The organism is Okeania sp. KiyG1 (assembly GCF_014132355.1).
Taxonomy (GTDB): domain Bacteria; phylum Cyanobacteriota; class Cyanobacteriia; order Cyanobacteriales; family Microcoleaceae; genus Okeania.
The window spans coordinates 1-20,274 of record NZ_BLZO01000097.1 but is presented as its reverse complement, the minus strand read 5'-3'; the positions used below and the strand labels follow the sequence as shown (position 1 = coordinate 20,274).

The window sequence follows — 20,274 nt, the reverse complement described above, 5'->3', positions numbered from 1 at the left end:
GCTTAACCCAACCTACTGTATCATAATTAATTGGGCTTAATTTTCGGCAGGAACAAAATTTAATGCTTGACCATTCAACTGAGGAAACTCAATAAACACATCTATCAAGTCACCAGTTGCACCATCAAAACGAACTACACTACCAGTACCAGTGCTACTAGCATAGAGATTACCATCAGGTCCAAAACCTAATCCCCTTGGAGCATCTAATATTGGCACTCCCTCTGCATCTAAACCAGCATCAAGTACATCTAACAACGCTCCTGTATCAACATCATACACGCGAACAGTAGCTACCGAGTCATCCTGACCAAATGGAAATTCACTGCTGACATAGATATTGCCATCGAGACCATTAATCACATCTAGGGGACTTAATTCGGGGTCATTGACAAAATTAGGATTCAATACTTGACCCGTGAGACCATCATATTGAATGACTGTACCACCACCACCACCTGTTGCTGGGTCGGCACCATTTCCTAAGTAAAAATTGCCATCGGAACCAAATACAAAACCTCTGGGAAAATCTACTAATTCTGAGGGAATAAATTCGTCAATAAAATCTCCAGTTTGACTGTTGAAACGTACAATTGAACCTAGCGATCGCGCCCCTACATAATAATTATTATCTGGTCCAAAAACGGCACCACCACCATTTAATTCGGGAAATTCTATAAATGTTTCAATGAAGTTTCCTGTAGTGGCATCGAAGCGTAAAACATTGTCATTTCCACCGTTAATTAAAACAGTATTAGACTCATTAATTTCTTGTACAATATCCCTGGGGTCGGTTAATCCTCCACCATTAGGAAATTCACCAATTAATCGACCAGTTAAACCATCAAAACGAATGGCTGCATCGTTACCGTTATTAGCTGCGCTGGTGACAACTACATCAAATATTGTGCCGATAAAATTTTGGGAAAATAAGCGATTTTCAGCAATACCAAAATTAACGAAATGTTCAATGGAAGTTAATAAGTTTTGTTGAACTGCATCAGCAATATCTGGATTTGTTTGAAGATAAATATCGGTATTAAATTGAGAATTAGGGTCGCGATTTTCAAATTGACCGACTTGAATAAAATGTTGAATGGGAGTGATTGAGTTTTGTTGTACTAAGGCAGCAACATCTGGATTGTTGGTTAAATAAAAGTTAGTATCAAAAAAAATACTAGGGTCTCGCCCTTCAAATTGACCGAAGCGAATAAAGTGGTCGAAGCCGCTTTGTACGATGCCATTGTTTACTGCTTCTGCAATTTCAGGATTAAAATTTAGATAAAGGTTTTCATCAAATAAGTCAATAATTTCTAGCATAAGTCATTTATTTATACGGGATATCTTAGTTATTAATGCACAAGTCTTTTTCTTTGGCAAGTTTTTGTATTTTATTGCTTTTGATTTAGCAATAATTGAATAATTTTTGTGGAGATTTTCCTATGTTTATGAGTTGTTTAGAAAAATTCAGTAAATTCTATTTAGATATTTTCATTTTTACACCTTTCTACACATTTGAAAATTGACGATTTTGAGTGGATTTAATGATGTGCTTTTAGACCGAGTATCATTAATTAGACGTAATAAAAATACTATTCTTGATTCTCTTGAAAATATCTTAAATTTCCCACTATTCCCTACTCCGATACTCCCTACTCCTGTACGGGAGATTTGCGTTTGTGGAGCATTACCAAATAATTAATAATTAATAATGAATAATTAATAATTAAGAGTTGATAGTTAATAATTAGGGTTTGCTGAAAAAGTCTAATAGTTATGGCAGGGAACACTTAACTGGGAACAGGGAACAGTTTAGACTATCTGTAATGACCACATTTTCTGATAGTTAGTGTCAAAACTTTACTATTTTGAGACGACAACAGCCAAAAACTAGGTATTTTTTCCAGACCTAAAAAGGCTCAAACCTTTATTTGTTAATACTTTTATATTTAATCAGCAAGCCCTAATTATTCATTCAACAATTCACGCCTTGAAGCCTCCCCTTTTAAGGGGATAAAATCAAAAAAAATCCTTTTAGTCAATCCTATCCGTTTTAAGAAGAGGTAATTATTAATTGTTAATTGTTAATTGTTAATTACTGAACTAGAAAATAGCCCCTAGCTATTAAGGAAGTCAGAAGTCAGAAGTTATTTTTGTAACGGGGATGCGTGAGCAACTCTCCAAAAATATTTCGCCTTAAAAGGCGGGGTTTTAGACCCAATTATTTTGATAAATGTTATTTGTGGGTATTTAAAGATACATGATATTACCTGTTATAGCACTCGAAGGAAAGGTTAGGAGATATTAAAAGTCTAAAACTCAGACAAAGCAATATTTTTTCTTCTTCCTTCTTCCTTCTTCCTTCTTCCTTCTTCCTTCTTCCTTCTTCTTTCTTCCTTTTTCCTTCTTCCTTCTTCCTTTTTCCTTCTGCTATATTTGATAGATATTTTAAACCAGAATATTTTCCACTCCAGCTATATTTCCAATTTCTGCTTGTTCAATAATTCTTCTATATTGTAATCTCCATTGCAAAGCATTAGAGATAGTAATATAACCCTGTTGTGGAGGTTCTTTTATTATTCTTTCAGCCAAAATTTCCCGTCCTATTTCATCTAAAGGAAGGTTACCGAATAATTAATAATTAATAATTAATAATTAATAATTAAATAATTCTAGTTTAAAGCCTCACCTTTTAAGGGAAAAAAAGCGGTCGTTAGCGCAGCTTCCCGTAGGGTGGGATGGCGAGGTCCCCTCACCATATCCAATCGACCAAGACAGCGGTCGTAGCACAGCTTCCCGTAGGGTGGGATGGCGTACTTCGGAGCGGCTCTGATAAGAGCGGGTCTCCTCGCCATATCCAATCGACCAAGAGAAGAAATAATATTTCCTTATATTCAATTCTGTTACGGTTAAAACCCGAGGTAATTATCAATTATCCATTATCAATTATCAATTAATTAAGGTCTTCTAAAAATCCTATTACATCATCTTGATTACCATTACGACTGATAATTTCTAGTAAACCTCGTGTAGTTTGATAATCTCCTGTTTTTTCTTTGGCTACAAATATCGCGCTTTTAAAATTTAAACTTGCTTCTAGTAATTCTTGATTATCAATTTTTTCATACACAAAGAAAAGTAGATGATAGCCTAATCCATAAACTTTTTGACTAGCATCTCGAAACGGGCAAGATGATTGTGGTTGTCGAATAGATGTCACCTTTAAATCTACTTCTAATTCTGGAAAATCTATCCCACTAGATGTACTCCCTGGAGTATATAAATATTTGGATATTAAATATTTATTGAATGCTTGTTCTACATAAGTTCCTATTGCTTTACCATCGGTAATACCGTACAAATAAAAATTGGTCTAACAGTTAACTCTCTAACAAAAATTGTTGCCTCAGTTTTAAATAATGATAGTGTCAGTTATTTCATATATTAGACATCTCCAATAATAAAAATAAAATCAATTATCGCACAGTAAATTATCAATTATTTCCCTCTACTCTCTACTCCCTACTCCCTCTTTTCTGGAGATGTGTATTGATTAATATTGAATTAACTAAATAATGTTAATTGTTGCCAAGTCCGATGGTTAAATCTAAAGTTTTGTTTGCCTATTCTTTGACAGATCCATTTTACACAATCTGGCACAACTGAATTACCATATAAAGCATATTGGTGATAAATTTTAGTAACTCTACACCAATGATCGGGAAATCCCATTAGACGAGCATATTCTACATTAGTTAAACGGCGAAATTTATCACCAACTTGATATCTTTCATAATGTCTAGAAGTAGAGGCAGTTAATGTGGAAGTAACTCCATTAATACCAAATATAGTATAGCCAAGACGGGCCCCTCCACCCTGGTTATATAATATTTCTACACCGTTGCAATATCTATTGATAGTTTTGCTCTGTTTGATTCTTTCAAGAGTTTCAGAAGTAAAATCAAATTGTGTATTTATTTCTGACTCATGTTGCAGAATATCTTTGAGTTTTTTTCGGGGTTTGATGTCAGACATTAAAGGTAAAGATTGACTATAAAATTTATTTTTATACGCAATACCCCAGTGATAATTTTTGCTAGTACCATGAAGAATTGGCTGCATAGATGTTTCTATTTCGCTATTTTTATTCCAGGGTAAACTGTCAATATCGTTCTCTGTTAAAAATACAGAAAGTTTTTCTAGATTGAGTATTTTTTGTGTTGATTTTACTCTAGTGCCCAAAATAAAAATTCTGTCTCTATTTTGGGGAATACCAAAATTTATTGGGTTAATAATCCGCCATTCAATAAAATAATCTAATGCAGCCAAAGCATTTAAAATTATTCGGAAATGATACCCCTTTTCCATTGTTAAGATTCTTTTGACATTTTCTAATAGAAAATATTGGGGTTGTTTGGCTTGAATAATTTCAATAATCCCCTCAAAAAGTGTTCCTCTAACTTTATCTCTAATTCCCATTTTTTTCCCAGCTTGACTAAATGGTTGACAGGGAAAACCTGCTGTTAAAATATCATGTTCGGGAATTTCTGATACCTGAATTTTATTAATATCTCCTAATACTATTTAGTCACTACCAAAATTACTTTGATAAACTTGACAACAAAGTTCGTTAATATCATTAGCCCAAATAGTTTCAATATTTGCAGCTTTCATTCCTAAACAAAATCCACCAATTCCAGAAAATAATTCTATGGCTTTGAGTTTTTTAATATTATTCAATTTATTATCTCCTTTTAACTAGCTATCAGCATTTTCCGTACCGGAATGCTCTGCAAACAGCACTCAGCACTCAGCTTTCAGCACACTAAAAGCTTGGGTTTAAGTCCCCAACTTCTAGCTTGTTATTTAATTTTAGGAGGGGTTTAATACCAAATTTAAAAAGAATGTTACAAATAAACTGGCTAGTAAATAACTAATAATCCACCTAAAACCTAACACCTTCCACCTACCACCTAACACCTAGAAAATTATTTGTAGCAAACATTGATCAAATTGGTATAAATTCCCTTTTTAAAAGCTGAATTCTAAACCCTGTTTGCGTTTGCGTTTGCGTTTGCGTTTGCGTTTGCGTTTGCGAAGCATTCCGTAGGAAAGCATTCCGTAGGAAAGCATTCCGTAGGAAAGCATTCCGTAGGAAAGTATTCCGTCAGGAAACGCTTTTTAATGAAATAACGATCGCTATCTCAAACTTTCAACCTAACTAACTATCAAAACGGACATAATATAATTTGTGTTTAAACTATTTCCTACGTTCTAAATTTTTAAGTATGACAACTTGTCTTTTGACATTTTAACTACCCTTACCCATCATAAAAAAATTAAAAATCATAAAATAAAGGAAAAACAAGGATGAAAAAACTACTAAAACTCACATCAATCATATTAATTGTAACTGCGGGATTAGGAATTGCTAAAACAGTTCATTCTTCTGGTAACAATCTAATTGCTGATGAATCTCATGGAGGTATGAATCATAGTCATAAAAAAATGGAAATTCCAGCAAATAAACCAGTTCCTAAAGTTGATTTAGTTGCTTATAAGGATACTATGAAAGGATGGAATTTAGAGTTGAAGCTAACTAACTTTAAGTTTGCCCCAGAAACAGTAAATCAAAGTAGTAATCCTAATGAAGGTCATGCTCATTTATATATCAATGACAAAAAAATTACTAGAATTTATAGCAATTGGTATTATCTGGGAAATTTAGACCCAGGCAGTAATAAAATAACTGTTACTCTAAATACGAATAAACACGAAGATTTAGTCAGTAACAGTAAGATGATTATGGATACAGAAATTATTGAAGTGACAGCACAAAAATAGGGTGCATCTCAATGCGTGAATAAAGCCAAAAATTTATCGCTTTTAGGAAACAGGCAACAGGGAATAGGGAATAGGGAATAGGGAATATATAGGAAAAAAGTATTTTTGCAAATATGAGATGCATCCCAAAAAGAGGATTAATTACAGCAGTTATTGAGTTGATAAAGTACAAGGTTTTATTGCTTTAGGGAACAGGGAACAGGGAACAGGGAGAAATTTATCAGAGAAAAGATTTTTATTATGGCTAATTAATAAAACTTGATATAACTTATAAATAATCATCTTGATGATCTTTTTATTCTGGGTTTAATACCCCACCGTCAACGGGAGTATTTACAATTAGTTGGGGTTTGACTTCCCATCCATTTTTTCTTCCTTTCTTCCTTCTTCCTTCCTTGTTCCTTCTTCCTTCTTCCTTTTATTTTGGGTTTAATACCCCACCGTCAACGGGAGTATTTACAATTAGTTGGGGTTTGACTTCCCATCCATTTTTTCTTCCTTTCTTCCTTGTTCCTTGTTCCTTCTTCCTTCTTCCTTCTTCAACTATTTATCTTTTTTAAATATCAGAATATATAACCCTCGCCCACTAGAAGGATTAAAAACCACATCAGTTTGACTTAATTCCCATCCATCTTTACCCGCATCATTTAAAGCTTCTATATAGCGGTCTCTTTCTTCATTACTTTGAGGAAAACCAAATTGATATTCAACCTTATATTCATATTTTCTACCTCTACCTTGACTTAACTTTTCTGACTCAAACGACTCAATTTTTTGTTCTATTTTAGGTGTAGTTTCAGGAATAGAAGTTGCGAAAGTCCTATTAGGTGAAAAAATTAACGCCACCGCTAGAAAAATAATCGCAATATTCAAAACAATTAAGTTAATAACTATAAGTTTATTTAGATTCCAGTCTCTCATATCATGTCTGCTTGAATATTTACACTTTAGTGGAAGGAAGGCAGAAAGCAGAAGGGTTTCTTACAATTATGATTTAATTCTATATTCACTTTTATAGGTTGGGTTGAGGAACAAAATTCAACACATAGAACATTAGCAGAACTTACATTATTTCTGCTTAAACAAAGAAATATAATCAACTATGCTCCGGTCATAATATTTCGCATTTTTAACTTCTAAGAGCTGTCCATAACCATAAATTTAAGAGTGAAAAATAACTGTTAATGTAGGTTTGGTTTAGGTATTTGTTGGGTTGCGCTTCCGCTTAACCCAACCTACTGTATCTTTCTCCTTTTCCTCCTCTTGCTTCTTTCTTTCCTCCTGACTTCTGACTCCTGACTCCTGACTCCTCTCTTATCCCATAATATTACTAAAAATTCTATTGTTTCTTTCAAAGCAGCAATAAAAGCATCAATATCATCACGAGTATTATAAAAAGATAAACTTGCTCTAGCTGTGGATGAAATATTCAAATATTGATGTAAAGGTTGGGCACAATGATGACCGGAACGAATTGCTACACCTGCTTCATCTAACATTGTTGATAAATCGTTAGGGTGAAGATTTTCTACGGTAAAAGATGCTAATGCTGCCCTACTTTCACCATTTTCATTTGGTTGAGGTCCATAAATAGTAACTTCAGGAATTTGGTTCAATTTTTCAAATAAATAAGTAGTTAATTCTGCTTCATAATTATGGATTTTTTCCATACCTATATTTGTCAGATAATCTACTGCTGCACCAAGAGCGATCGCTTCTCCAATAGCTGGCGTTCCTGCTTCAAATTTATGTGGTAATTCTGCATAGGTGGAATGGTCAAAAAATACTTCGGAAATCATTTCGCCTCCTCCTAAGAATGGAGGCATTTTCTCTAATAATTCTAATTTTCCATAGAGAAAACCGATACCAGTAGGAGCGCACATTTTATGACCGGAAGCTACTAACCAATCACAATCTATTTCCCCTACATCTACTCTGATATGAGGTACACTTTGGCAAGCATCTATTAATACTTTTGCTCCATTTTGATGAGCAGTAGTGCAGATTTCTTTTACTGGGTTTTGACAGCCTAAAACATTAGAAATATGGGCAACTGCTACTAATTTTGTTTTGTCGGAAACTAGAGTTTTATATTGTTCAAAATTAAATTCTCCAGTATTGGTTAGCTCTACAAATTTTAAAACTGCTCCAGTTTTTTGAGCAATCATTTGCCAGGGAACAAAGTTACTATGATGTTCCATAACTGAGACAATAATTTCATCTCCTGCTTTGAGATTATTTAAACCCCAAGAATAGGCGACTAAATTAATTGCTTCACTAGCATTTCGAGTATAAACAATTTCATTCCGAGATGCTGCATTAACAAAAGTAGCTACTTTATCTCTTGTTCCTTCATAAGCATCTGTTGCTTTTGAGCTTAAGGTATGAATACCTCGATGCACATTAGAGTTATATTTCAGGTAATATTCTTGCCAAGCATTAATAACTGCTAGGGGTTTTTGGGAAGTAGCAGCATTATCTAAATAAACCAGTGGTTTACCATTTATTTCCTGATTTAAAATCGGAAAATCTTCCCGTACTTTTTCTCCTAATGTTTTTCTTGAATAATAGTCATTTTTTCAGTTATCAGCTTTATCAGTTATCAGTTATCAGTTATCAGTTATCAGTTATGAGAATCTATATTGTAGGGGCGAATGGCATTCGCACTTACCCATTTTGATAAATTCTAGAGGTTTTTGGGAAGTTTTTTACCATTTATTTCCTGATTTAAAATTGGAAAGTTTGCCCGTGTTTTGTCTGCTAAATTTCTTTCTTGAATAATACTCATCTTTATCAGTTATCAGCTTTTTCAGTTATCAGTTATCAGCTATGAGAATCTATATTGTAGGGGCGAATGGCATTCGCACTTACCCATTTTGATAAATTCTAGAGGTTTTTGGGAAGTTTTTTACCATTTATTTCCTGATTTAAAATTGGAAAGTTTGCCCGTGTTTTGTCTGCTAAATTTCTTTCTTGAATAATACTCATCTTTATCAGTTATCAGCTTTTTCAGTTATCAGTTATCAGCTATGAGAATCTATATTGTAGGGGCGAATGGCATTCGCACTTACCCATTTTGATAAATTCTAGAGGTTTTTGGGAAGTTTTTTACCATTTATTTCCTGATTTAAAATTGGAAAGTTTGCCCGTGTTTTGTCTGCTAAATTTCTTTCTTGAATAATACTCATCTTTATCAGTTATCAGCTTTTCAGTTATCAGTTATCAGCTATGAGAATCTATATTGTAGGGGCGAATGGCATTCGCACTTACACATATTGATAAATCCTAGAGGTTTTTGGGAAGTATTTTACCATTTATTTCCTGATTTAAAATTAGAAAACTTGCCCGTGTTTTGTCTGCTAAATTTCTTTCTTGAATAATACTCATCTTTTCAGTTATCAGTTATCACTTCTCAACTATGAGAATCTATATTGTAGGGGCGAATAGCATTCTCCCTTACACATATTGATAAATCCTAGAGGTTTTTGGGAAGTATTTTACCATTTATTTCCTGATTTAAAATTAGTCAAATTTGCCCGTGTTTTGTCTGCTAAATTTCTTTCTTGAATAATACTCATCTTGTAAGGATTCAGGTATCAGTTATCACTTCTCAACTATGAGAATCTATATTGTAGGGGCGAATGGCATTCGCCCTTACACATATTGATAAATCCTAGAGTTTTTGGGAAGTATTTTACCATTTATTTCCTGATTTAAAATTAGAAAATTTGCCCGTGTTTTGTCTGCTAAACTTCTTTCTTGAATAATACTCATCTTGTAAGGATTCAGGTATCAGTTATCACTTCTCAACTATGAGAATCTATATTGTAGGGGCGAATAGCATTCTCCCTTACACATATTGATAAATCCTAGAGTTTTTGGGAAGTATTTTACCATTTATTTCCTGATTTAAAATTAGAAAACTTGCCCGTGTTTTGTCTGCTAAACTTCTTTCTTGAATAATACTCATCTTTTCAGTTATCAGTTATCACTTCTCAACTATGAGAATCTATATTGTAGGGGCGAATAGCATTCTCCCTTACACATATTGATAAATCCTAGAGTTTTTTGGGAAGTATTTTACCATTTATTTCCTGATTTAAAATTAGAAAACTTGCCCGTGTTTTGTCTGCTAAACTTCTTTCTTGAATAATACTCATCTTTTCAGTTATCAGTTATCACTTCTCAACTATGAGAATCTATATTGTAGGGGCGAATAGCATTCTCCCTTACACATATTGATAAATCCTAGAGTTTTTGGGAAGTATTTTACCATTTATTTCCTGATTTAAAATTAGAAAACTTGCCCGTGTTTTGTCTGCTAAACTTCTTTCTTGAATAATACTCATCTTTTCAGTTATCAGTTATCACTTCTCAACTATGAGAATCTATATTGTAGGGGCGAATAGCATTCTCCCTTACACATATTGATAAATCCTAGAGTTTTTGGGAAGTATTTTACCATTTATTTCCTGATTTAAAATTAGAAAACTTGCCCGTGTTTTGTCTGCTAAACTTCTTTCTTGAATAATACTCATCTTTTCAGTTATCAGTTATCACTTATCAACTATGAGAATCTATATTGTAGGGGCGAATAGCATTCTCCCTTACACATATTGATAAATCCTAGAGGTTTTTGGGAAGTATTTTTCCATTTATTTCCTGATTTAAAATTAGAAAACTTGCCCGTGTTTTGTCTGCTAAACTTCTTTCTTGAATAATACTCATCTTTTCAGTTATCAGTTATCAGTTATCAGCTATGAGAATCTATATTGTAGGGGCGAATGGCATTGGCCATTATGCATATTGATAAATCCTAGAGGTTTTTGGGAAGTCTTTTACCATTTATTTCCTGATTTAAAATTGTCAAATTTGCCCGTGTTTTGTCTGCTAAACTTCTTTCTTGAATAATACTCATCTTTTCAGTTATCAGTTATCAGCTATGAGAGTCTATATTGTAAGGGCGAATGCCATTCGCCCCTACTTTCTTTCCTTCCTCCTTCTTCCTTCTTTTAAACTTTACAAGCAACACATTGTTTTAAAATATTTTGCAAAGAAGGTAGGGGTAACTTGCTAAGAATTTCTGCCGCAAAAGCATCAATTAATAAGTTACGACTTACTTCTTCATTCAAACCTCGACTTTGCAAATAAAACACTTCATCATCATCCAACTGACTAACAGTTGCTCCATGAGAACATTGGACATTATCTGCAATAATTTCTAATTGTGGTTTTGTATCAACTCTCCCACCAGAAGAAAGTAACAAATTACGATTTAACTGAGCTGCATTAGTCAACTGTGCATCTTGAGAAACATAGACTTTGCCATTAAATATAGAATGTGCTTTCTCATCAACAATAGACTTATAAACTTGGTCAGTCACACCATTGGGATGATTCAAAATAATAGCACTGTGAGTATCCGCTTCTTGCTCATTCCCAATAAATGCCAAACCGTAAAGATTAGTTTCTGTACCCTCTCCCATTTGAGAAACTTCCAAGTTATGACGAGATAACCTTGCTCCTAAATGGATAGCATTGCAAGTATAGCGACTATTCTTAGCTTGAGCGATCGCTGTTTTGCCGATATGAAATGCTGCACCTGCATCTCGCTGCACCCTGCTATGATTAATTTCCGCATTTTCCTCTACCCATATTTCTGTCACAGTATTTGTCAGATAGGGGTTAGAACTGGGTGCTTCTGGACAAATAACTTCTGCTGTAACGCAATGCTCAATTATTTTCGCACTACTACTACGCTCCGCTACTACCAAACAACGACGCTGAGTCAAAATCGGAATTTCAGTCTGAGTCGCAATAAATAATAGATGTATTGGTTTCTCTACAACCTGATTTTTTGGCAACCATACTATTGCTGCATCAGTTAAACCAGCAGTATTTAAGGACGTAAATACTTCTTTACTTCCCTGTTGTTGCCCCAAATAATCTCCGATGCGGTCTTGATACTCGGGAGGTAACTGCCCCAAATTTCCGACAAACACTCTATCTGTCAAACCTTTCACCGATGATAACTTTGGTGCAAATACCCCATTCACAAATACCAACCGACTGTCTATTACTTCCGGTAAAATAAACGGAGTAATATTCAAAGCATCCAAATTTACTGGTGCAGGTGCTTGAAAATCTAACTTCATCATTGCAGACAAGTCAGAAAACCGCCATTCTTCATCTTGCTTTGTCGGAAAGACCAACTCACGCACCCAGGTTGCTGCGCGATCGCGTACTTGCTGTAACCAACTTGCCATATTTCCATCTAGAGGAAATTCTGGCGGTACAGTTGGAGATACTCCTTTACAACACTCTTTCAGCAACTTATCTAAATAAGATATCTCTGGTTTTACGGACACTTGCATACTTTTTACCGAATAATTAAGGTTTAAAGTCTCTCCTTGAAAAGAAGAGGTAATAGTCTAAGCATTTCCTAGGTCATGCTGCGCAAACAGCAGTCAGCTATTCCTAGGTCATGCTGCGCAAACAGCTATATTAACTTTAGTGGACAATTTAAGCTAGTTGTTCTTGTACTTCAATTCTTTGTTTAAAAATGTAGTATAAGTTAAGCAAATGCTTGCTTCATTCATTAAAAAGCTATTAGCTGTCAGCTCTTAGCTGAATGCTTACGTAATTATTAATTATTAATTATTAATTATTAATTATTTAAGTTTTTGCTGCTTCAACCACATCATCGTAACCTTTTTCTTCTAATTCTAATGCTAGTTCTTTTGTACCAGTTTTAATAATTCTACCGCCTTCAGTCACATGAACAAAATCTGGCACAATATAGTTTAATAAACGTTGGTAGTGAGTAATTACTAACAGAGAATTTGACTCATTTGCTAATTGATTTACTCCATTTGCTACTATTCTCAAAGCATCAATATCTAACCCTGAGTCAGTCTCATCTAAAATTGCTAATTTTGGCTCTAACAATGCCATTTGTAAGATTTCATTTCGCTTTTTTTCTCCACCAGAAAAACCTTCATTTACACTCCGGTCTAAAAACTCTGGTTTCATCTTGACAATATCTAATTTATCCTGTACCAAATCGTCAAAATCAAAAGCGTCTAATTCTTCTAATCCCTGATGTTTACGTTTAGTATTATAAGCAACTCGCAAAAAGTCTAAATTACTAACTCCAGGAATTTCTAGGGGATATTGAAATGCCAAGAAAATACCATTTAATGAACGTTCTTCTGGCTCCATTTCTAATAAGTTTTTGCCTAAAAATGTTATTTCTCCCCCTGTAACTTCGTAGGCAGGATGACCTGCTAATACTTTAGAAAAGGTACTTTTGCCAGAACCATTTGGCCCCATAATGGCATGAATTTCTCCAGCTTTTATTTCTAAATTTAAGCCTTTGAGAATCTCCTTTCCTTCTACATTAGCCGTTAAATTTTTAACAGATAAAATAACTTCGCTATTTTCTTTAATCATAGTTACCTCTGAACAGTTATGAAATGGATAATTAATAATTAGGATTTGCTGAAAAAGTCTTATGGGTAAGGGTAGGAGTCAGGAGTCAGGAGCCAGGAGAATTATAGAGGAGCCAGGAGGAAGAATATTCCCTTGATTTTTCTGCGCAACTCTTGCCTAAAATGCTAATTTTTTGAACCTAAGCGACCTAAAACCTTGGACTTTTTTTTTACTAAAAATGCTAAAAACTTTATATGTCAATGCTATTAGATTTAATCAGCAAACCCTAATTCATAATTAATTATTAATTATTATTTTATTTGGCAGATTTAACAATAGCTGTCAGGAGTTTTAATAGTTCTATACAGTCTTGATTAATTGAGTTAAATCCTCTGAAATCAATGTAATTTGCGTATAGGTAATAGCTCTAACCAATAAAGTCAAAAGTCAAAAGTCAAAAGTAAGATTTTACAGCCTCAAAACTTTTACACTACAGTAATTTCAGGAAATTATTTCACATCTAAGATTTGAAACTATTTGTGACATCTCTAAAGTTAATTTGTATCACTGCTTTGATAAAACATACTCCTGTTTCTCTTGATTCAGGTGTTTTGACAGTTTAACAATTCGTAGTGCAAATGCAAATGATTTTTCTTTAACTACATTATTTTCCATAATTACCAATTATCTATTAGAGTTGTTGGGAAATAAAAGTTCAAAAGGCTCAACAGCTGACTATATTAAGATTTTCATGCTTTGAGGATTTTAAAAACTATAAACATTGACTAATAAGGGTTTTAGCCATTTTTTAGCTTAATTCCCAACAACTCTAATAATTATTCATTATTCATTATTCATTATTCATTATTCATTATATTCAGCTTCACGCACCAAAGCACCAATTGCTGTACCACTACGAAGTAATTGCTTTGATAAAACATACTCCTGTTTCTCTTGATTCAGGTGTTTTGACAATTTAACAATTCGTAGTGCAAATGCAAATGATTTTTCTTTAACTACATTATTTTTCATAATTACCAATTACTAATTATCCATTAATAATTATTCGAGCTGATTTACAAAGTAAATATTAAGAGGATAAATGCTTTACAGTGTAAGAGTTCGACACTATCCCCCCAGGAAATAGTTTTCCGCAAACCTATAGTATAAATAAGTTTCAACCCAGTTTACAAATCAGCTCTTAATTATTAATTATTAATTATTAATTATTAATTATCCCACTGTTCCTTCTAACTTTAAACTCAATAGTTTGTCAGCTTCAACAGCAAATTCCATAGGCAACTCATTAAAAACATCCTTACAGAAACCACTAATAATCATAGAAACTGCATCTTCCGCAGAAATACCTCGTTGAGTAAAATAGAAAAGTTGGTCTTCGCCAATTTTAGAAGTAGAAGCTTCATGCTCAACCTTAGCAGTATTGTTATCTACCTGAATGTAAGGAAAAGTATTTGCTTGAGCGCGATCGCCAATTAACATTGAGTCACATTGAGAATAATTCCGCGACCCCTTAGCACCAGACCCCATTTTCACCAAACCACGATAACTATTAGCAGAGTTGCCAGCAGAAATACCCTTAGAAATAATTGTACTGCGAGTATTTTTGCCAATATGTACCATTTTCGTACCTGTATCTGCTTGCTGCTTATTATTAGTCAGAGCAACAGAATAAAATTCTCCCACAGAGTTGTCTCCCACCAAAACACAACTTGGATATTTCCAAGTAATAGCAGAACCAGTTTCTACCTGTGTCCAAGAAATTTTAGAATTTACTCCCTTGCACAAACCACGCTTAGTCACAAAATTATAAATACCACCTTTACCATTTTCATCACCAGCAAACCAGTTTTGCACAGTCGAATATTTAATCTCAGCATTATCGAGAGTAACAAGTTCAACTACAGCGGCGTGAAGTTGGTTAGTATCAAACATTGGAGCAGTACAACCCTCCAAATATGTTACCGAACTACCCTCCTCCGCTACAATTAAAGTACGCTCAAATTGACCAGCGTCTCCGTTATTAATTCTAAAGTAAGTAGAAAGATCCATCGGACATTTTACACCTTTAGGAATAAACACAAAAGACCCATCACTAAATACAGCAGAATTAAGAGCAGCAAAAAAATTATCCCCTACAGGTACAACACTACCAAGATATTTTTCCACCAACTCTGGATATTCCTGCACCGCTTCAGAAATAGAACAAAAAATCACACCATCTTCAGCAAGTTTCTCCTTAAAAGTAGTCGCAACAGAAACACTATCAAATACAGCATCAACCGCCACATTACTCAAACGCTTCTGCTCCGAAAGGGGAATGCCAAGTTTATCAAAAGTCTCCAACAAAGTAGGGTCTACTTCATCCAGACTTTTCTTCTTATCTTGAACTTTTGGCGCAGAATAGTAAATAATATTCTGATAATCTATTTGTGGATAGTCAACCTGCGCCCAAACTGGTTCCTTCATTTGTAGCCACTTTCGATATGCTTTCAGACGAAAGTTAAGCATGAACTCTGGCTCATTTTTTTTAGCAGATATCAGACGAACTACATCTTCGCTCAGTCCACGAGGAATAGTTTCTGATTCGATATCAGTAACGAAGCCATATTTATAAGGTTGATTAACTAAGGTTGTTACTTTAGCAGTCATTGTATTTATTTCCTAGTTATATTTACTTCTTTAGTAATTTAGATGGCCTTTTGTGGCCACTTAAACAACTTGTTTGTTGCTTAAGTCTATTTTAGGTTACATTAACAACAGTAATATTGTCAAAGTCCAATTTAAGTATTTTTCTTGACCAAAAATAAGGTGTCCTACCCTTTCAAGGGAATGAAAAAGCGGTTGAGGGATGGCGAGGTCCCCTCGCCATATCCAATCAACCAAGACAGCGGTCGATCTTCGGAGCTTCCCGTAGGGTGAGATGGCGAGGTCTCCTCGCCATATCCAATCGACCAAGAGAAAATCAACTCCAGTATTTCAAGTCTCTGAATACAGCTAGAGACACTGATAACTGATAACTGATAACTGATAACTGAAATGATGGAAATTACCCAACAAAATTCGACCAAACAAGAAATCCTACAACATTTAATGAAGCGAACTCAAGCCACCGCTTTAGAGTTGGCAGAATCTTTAGAAATTAGCCCCCAAGCTACACGTCGCCATTTAAAAGACTTAGAAACAGAAGGACTTATTATGTATAAGTCAGTACAAACCGGAATGGGAAGGCCACAACATATTTATCAATTAACAACTCAAGGACGCGATCGCTTTCCCCATAATTATGATGAATTTGCCGTTTCCTTCCTGGACACCTTAGCCGAAACTATTGGCCAGGACCAACTCAGTCAAGTATTCCACAAACAATGGCAGCGTAAAGCAATGCACTATCGCCAACTATTAGGGACAGGAAAAGTGCAGGAACGCGTAGCCAATTTAGTAGAACTCCGCAAAGCAGAGGGTTTCATGGCAGAGTGGTATCCTGTAGAATCTCAGGAAGTGGATAATCAAGCACTCAAAATTCAGAATTCAAAAGTCAAAAGTGATTCAGCTTCCTCAGCAGAAATAGGAGAACCACAGTTGCCCGTTGAACGCTACATATTTATGGAGCACAACTGTGCTATCTCCAGCGTGGCCGAATCTTTCCCCAGTGTTTGTGGCCATGAATTAGAGATGTTTGGTGCTGTATTGCCTGATTGTACTGTGGAGAGAACTCATTGGATTGTTAATGGAGAACATCGTTGTGGTTATTTAATAACTAAAGTCAGCTCAAATTCCTATATCAAAAGTCAAGAGTAATCCTGCTCATTCACCCTTTTATAAATTTCAGTAAGTCAAAAGTTGTATGGGTGCGTTTTGTCGCTAAATAAATAAAAATATCAAATCAAAAATTAATATGCAACAATCTATGGAATTTTTAACAGCCGAAGAATCTGCTCAAGTTGATGCAGCACTTCTAACTTCCAAAGACAAGTTTTCAGCGCGACTGGCCATTTATTCATTGAGGTGTCTGAAGCAAGTAGCAGAGGAAACAGGTTTAGCTCCAGATGAAATACCTTCAGAACAGATAACTACTTGGATTCAAAGGGACGAGAATATTAAGCACAATTTAGATGTGGATGCTAACTTTGAAAGCTTTTTTACTAGGTTAGTCATCTCCTCGTTACGTCCTTTGAAGGAAGTTGCTCAAGAATCTGGCGTACCCCTTCAAAATTTGACAGTCCAACAAGTTGTTAAGTGGTATGAGAAAGAGGGGAGTAAGGGAGTAGGGGAGTAGGGGAGTAGGGAGAAAATCTCAACCTTTTTCCCCTTTGTAGAACCCCTAAGCGTATCTTTTATTGGAATACAAAGGCTTTAGGAAAGCCGTTTTAAGGAGCCTAACAACTACAAAGATTCAGGAGACCGAAAAATTATGAACTTAGGACTGCCAGAATCATAAAACCCAGATGGGTATTGAACTTGTAACTTCTTAAATAGATACCAAATGGCTTCTATAAGAAGAGGTAATTCTAAATTTTAAATTCTAAATTCTAAATTCTTGAATCCCCTTGGCCGAAAATTTAGAGATTAAAAAAATTTGCTTAGGGGTTGACATTTCTGAAAAAGATATTTATAGTAGTAAATGTAAGGAAAAAAAAGCGCCTAATGCCTTAAACGGTTAAAGGTAAGAATAATTAGTCTATATAGTTATTAGCTTTTCCTGGTGTCTATGACGTAGTGGACCCACTCCGATCCATCCCGAACTCGGAAGTTAAACGCTACGGTGGCGAAGATACTTGGTGGGTAGCCGCCCGGTAAAATAGCGCGATGCCAGGTTAAATATAAACAAAGGTTCTCTCAACGATACGAGGGAGCCTTTGTTTTTTGGTGAATTGAAAAGGAAACCAGATTTTATTGAGTAGGGGAGTGGACAGGGACGTTGCATGGAAGGTCCTTCTACATTCCGCACGACAAAATGTAGAATTAAGTCAAAAGTTAAAAGTTCTGGAGTTTAGACTACGACAAAATTTCCCAAGATTGTTTTGGGTGAAAAAAGAAGGTAAATTAACCAAAAATTGAGTCTAAGTTTTCTGATTTTTTGCTTTTTTTGTGGAACTTTTTCGTTATTCATTGTTGAAAATACCGATGCCACCAGACTTGATATTAGTATGTTAGCCTTTTCTTCCTTATTCCTTCTTCCTTCTTCTACTTTGAAATAAAATGTACCCAAAAACTCCCATCTGGCATACAAACATTCCGAATTAATCGATAAGAATAATGTAAATAAGCACCACTTAGGTCAGTACGATATCCAGTAGAAGACCATTCACCATAAGGGTCATGAATAAATAATCCTTCATTATCAAAACCAACACCAACAATCAGATGACCAAAAGAAGTAAAATAACTATGTATAGCCACAGGATTTCCTGCTACTAGCCAATCTTTAACCTCTTCAATAGTGGCATTAGTTTTAAAATTATCTCTACATCCATAATCTCTAACAATTCTAGCTAAATCAGTTGGACTATGACGACTGTAACCTTGATTTAAAGCATATTCATAAAGTTCCTCTTCAAATTGACCATAATTAGACCTTCGATTAGCCTGCAAAAACTCTAAACAAGAGGCGATAGAAGTAATATTACATAAACCTGTAGGATTATACCAATCATCTAGTTGAGATTTGTAGAGAACCTTAATTCTAATAGTATCTGGTTGAAGCTTGGGATGCAACAAGTTGATTATTTTCAAAAATTTCAATGTGTTTTTCATGGATATACCAAACACCAGAACCATTGTGCTTATTATTTTTAAACGCAATTCGGAAGTGGTTTCTAACTGGAACATAAGCCAAAATTTGAAATTCTTGATTAGCCGGGATATAGTGTTTTTCTGACTCAGTTAATTGAGAAGATTGAAGGGGTCTAGACTTAAGAATAGTATCTTTTTTAGTTTTGAGGATAATTGGGGCAGCCGGAATATTTGCTTCTTTGGCCTCTAATAACTTTTTCGTAGTTTTCTCACCTAAATATCCAGCCTCACCGCTTTTTTGATCCACTTGAAACCGATGAAGTGCTGCTGTAGTTAATGGGCCAAATATGCCATCTACTGGAGGGTTAAGCATATTTAGGTCAACAAGTATGGCCTGAATCTCGCGAGTCAGGTTTTCATCATCAGCGAGGGTTTTAACATCGTACTTAAGGTCTGTTCTCAGAAAGTCTTGGAGTTCCATGCTAGATTAATGATAACTACGAAATAGCTAATCAGCAGCATAGTATAGTCTGACTCTAGACTCAACTCGGAGATGGGACACTTTTGAGAAAGAGTTGGGCAGTGGGGAGACAGAATTAAGGCGTTGCTTAATACTGGGATTATTTCGGCGCTCCACGGGGACACGGGGACACACCGGACATGGGGATTATGGTTTCTGCTCTGGTGACAAAATCATCCCGCAATTATGCCATGCCGAATTAATTATTGGGAGGAGCTAAAGGGAAGTCGCGACCTCTTAGGTCACTAGACCTTCACGCACGGGAACAAGATGCTCCCACTGGCCAACAACTGAATCTTGACAGACTACTACTTTTAATTGCTCGGTGCGTTAAGGCGAACATTTTCAATTTAGTAAAATTGTATCGGAATAGTTATTACCATTTGTTTAATCTTCTATCTCTGCAAGCATCCAGATATCTATAACCCGGACTGGGATGGCGTAAAGCAGTATCATTTGTCAGAAAAATGGTGCATCCTGCTTCTATGGCGGTTGCCAGATGCAAGGCATCTACTAAACCTAAATTACTGCTTCCTCTTAGGTTTGCTGCTGTAATTACTGTTGCTCTGGTAATACTGCAGAGGGTGAGATTGGGAAACTTGTTCGATGGCCTCAAAAATTTTGAGGACGCGATCGCCAAATTCTTGGTTTCCTTCCAATTACATGAAAAAGTTGAGAGACACACCTTAATATTTTGAGGTGCATCTCCTTACAATTGAATATTT

14 protein-coding genes, 1 rRNA gene and 2 pseudogenes are annotated in these 20,274 nt (G+C 35.0%); 5 read left to right on the top strand and 12 right to left on the bottom strand.

The features are described from left to right. Positions 1–36: 36 nt before the first annotated feature. A complete protein-coding gene (locus SAGCYANO_RS23690) occupies positions 37–1,320 on the bottom strand; it encodes a hypothetical protein (protein WP_202222332.1) in 1,284 nt (427 codons plus the stop codon). Between the two features lie 211 nt (positions 1,321–1,531). On the opposite strand from SAGCYANO_RS23690, the gene SAGCYANO_RS23685 reads away from it, so the two are divergent. Continuing rightward, positions 1,532–1,702, top strand: coding sequence for a hypothetical protein (locus SAGCYANO_RS23685; protein WP_202222331.1), 171 nt, complete (start codon positions 1,532–1,534; stop codon positions 1,700–1,702). 746 nt (positions 1,703–2,448) lie between these two features. On the opposite strand, the gene SAGCYANO_RS23680 is transcribed toward SAGCYANO_RS23685, so the two are convergent. From SAGCYANO_RS23680 to SAGCYANO_RS23670, 3 genes and pseudogenes are all read right to left on the bottom strand, one after another. Then, positions 2,449–2,592 carry a hypothetical protein gene (locus tag SAGCYANO_RS23680; RefSeq protein ID WP_202222330.1) on the bottom strand — a complete coding sequence of 48 codons (144 nt, stop codon included), beginning with the start codon at positions 2,590–2,592 and terminating at the stop codon, positions 2,449–2,451. Positions 2,593–2,953: 361 nt separating this feature from the next. Further along, the gene (locus tag SAGCYANO_RS23675; protein WP_202222329.1) at positions 2,954–3,361 is read right to left on the bottom strand and encodes a hypothetical protein; all 408 of its coding nucleotides are present in this window, start codon (positions 3,359–3,361) and stop codon (positions 2,954–2,956) included. Positions 3,362–3,564: 203 nt separating this feature from the next. Further along, a pseudogene (locus SAGCYANO_RS23670) lies at positions 3,565–4,740 on the bottom strand (DNA cytosine methyltransferase). A gap of 630 nt (positions 4,741–5,370) precedes the next feature. Between SAGCYANO_RS23670 and SAGCYANO_RS23665 the strand changes: the two are divergent. After that, positions 5,371–5,844 (top strand): hypothetical protein, encoded by a 474-nt coding sequence (locus tag SAGCYANO_RS23665; protein WP_202222328.1) that lies wholly within the window; start codon positions 5,371–5,373, stop codon positions 5,842–5,844. A 543-nt stretch (positions 5,845–6,387) separates the two neighbouring features. Here the strand turns inward: SAGCYANO_RS23665 and SAGCYANO_RS23660 are convergent. From SAGCYANO_RS23660 to sufB, 6 genes are all read right to left on the bottom strand, one after another. Beyond that, entirely contained in the window at positions 6,388–6,765 is a 378-nt protein-coding gene (locus SAGCYANO_RS23660; protein ID WP_202222327.1) for a DUF4177 domain-containing protein, read from the bottom strand. Between the two features lie 314 nt (positions 6,766–7,079). After that, entirely contained in the window at positions 7,080–8,366 is a 1,287-nt protein-coding gene (locus tag SAGCYANO_RS23655; protein WP_202222362.1) for a SufS family cysteine desulfurase, read from the bottom strand. Positions 8,367–10,856: 2,490 nt separating this feature from the next. After that, the gene (gene sufD, locus SAGCYANO_RS23645; protein ID WP_202222325.1) at positions 10,857–12,218 is read right to left on the bottom strand and encodes a Fe-S cluster assembly protein SufD; all 1,362 of its coding nucleotides are present in this window, start codon (positions 12,216–12,218) and stop codon (positions 10,857–10,859) included. A gap of 301 nt (positions 12,219–12,519) precedes the next feature. Next, positions 12,520–13,296, bottom strand: coding sequence for a Fe-S cluster assembly ATPase SufC (gene sufC, locus SAGCYANO_RS23640; RefSeq protein ID WP_202222324.1), 777 nt, complete (start codon positions 13,294–13,296; stop codon positions 12,520–12,522). Positions 13,297–14,139: 843 nt separating this feature from the next. Beyond that, positions 14,140–14,307, bottom strand: a complete 168-nt coding sequence (locus tag SAGCYANO_RS23635) for a four helix bundle protein (RefSeq protein WP_237396595.1) — start codon at positions 14,305–14,307, stop codon at positions 14,140–14,142. 201 nt (positions 14,308–14,508) lie between these two features. Further along, complete coding sequence (gene sufB / locus SAGCYANO_RS23630; RefSeq protein ID WP_202222323.1) at positions 14,509–15,945, bottom strand: Fe-S cluster assembly protein SufB; 1,437 nt, start codon at positions 15,943–15,945, stop codon at positions 14,509–14,511. Positions 15,946–16,332: 387 nt separating this feature from the next. Here sufB and sufR point away from each other — a divergent pair, with 387 nt between their 5' ends. The 3 genes from sufR (at position 16,333) to rrf (ending at position 18,111) form a co-directional block, all read left to right on the top strand. Continuing rightward, positions 16,333–17,094, top strand: a complete 762-nt coding sequence (gene sufR, locus SAGCYANO_RS23625; protein ID WP_202222322.1) for an iron-sulfur cluster biosynthesis transcriptional regulator SufR — start codon at positions 16,333–16,335, stop codon at positions 17,092–17,094. Between the two features lie 109 nt (positions 17,095–17,203). Then, on the top strand, positions 17,204–17,572 hold the full coding sequence (locus SAGCYANO_RS23620; protein ID WP_307785961.1) for a hypothetical protein: 369 nt from the start codon (positions 17,204–17,206) through the stop codon (positions 17,570–17,572). Between the two features lie 422 nt (positions 17,573–17,994). Next, a 5S ribosomal RNA gene (gene rrf / locus SAGCYANO_RS23615) occupies positions 17,995–18,111 on the top strand. A 369-nt stretch (positions 18,112–18,480) separates the two neighbouring features. Here rrf and SAGCYANO_RS23610 read toward each other — a convergent pair. Together SAGCYANO_RS23610 and SAGCYANO_RS23605 are read right to left on the bottom strand one after the other, a co-directional pair. Continuing rightward, a pseudogene (locus SAGCYANO_RS23610) lies at positions 18,481–19,510 on the bottom strand (C39 family peptidase). Positions 19,511–19,925: 415 nt separating this feature from the next. Further along, positions 19,926–20,165: a PIN domain-containing protein gene (locus SAGCYANO_RS23605; protein ID WP_202219771.1), complete on the bottom strand. Its 240-nt coding sequence runs from the start codon at positions 20,163–20,165 to the stop codon at positions 19,926–19,928. Positions 20,166–20,274 lie beyond the last annotated feature (109 nt).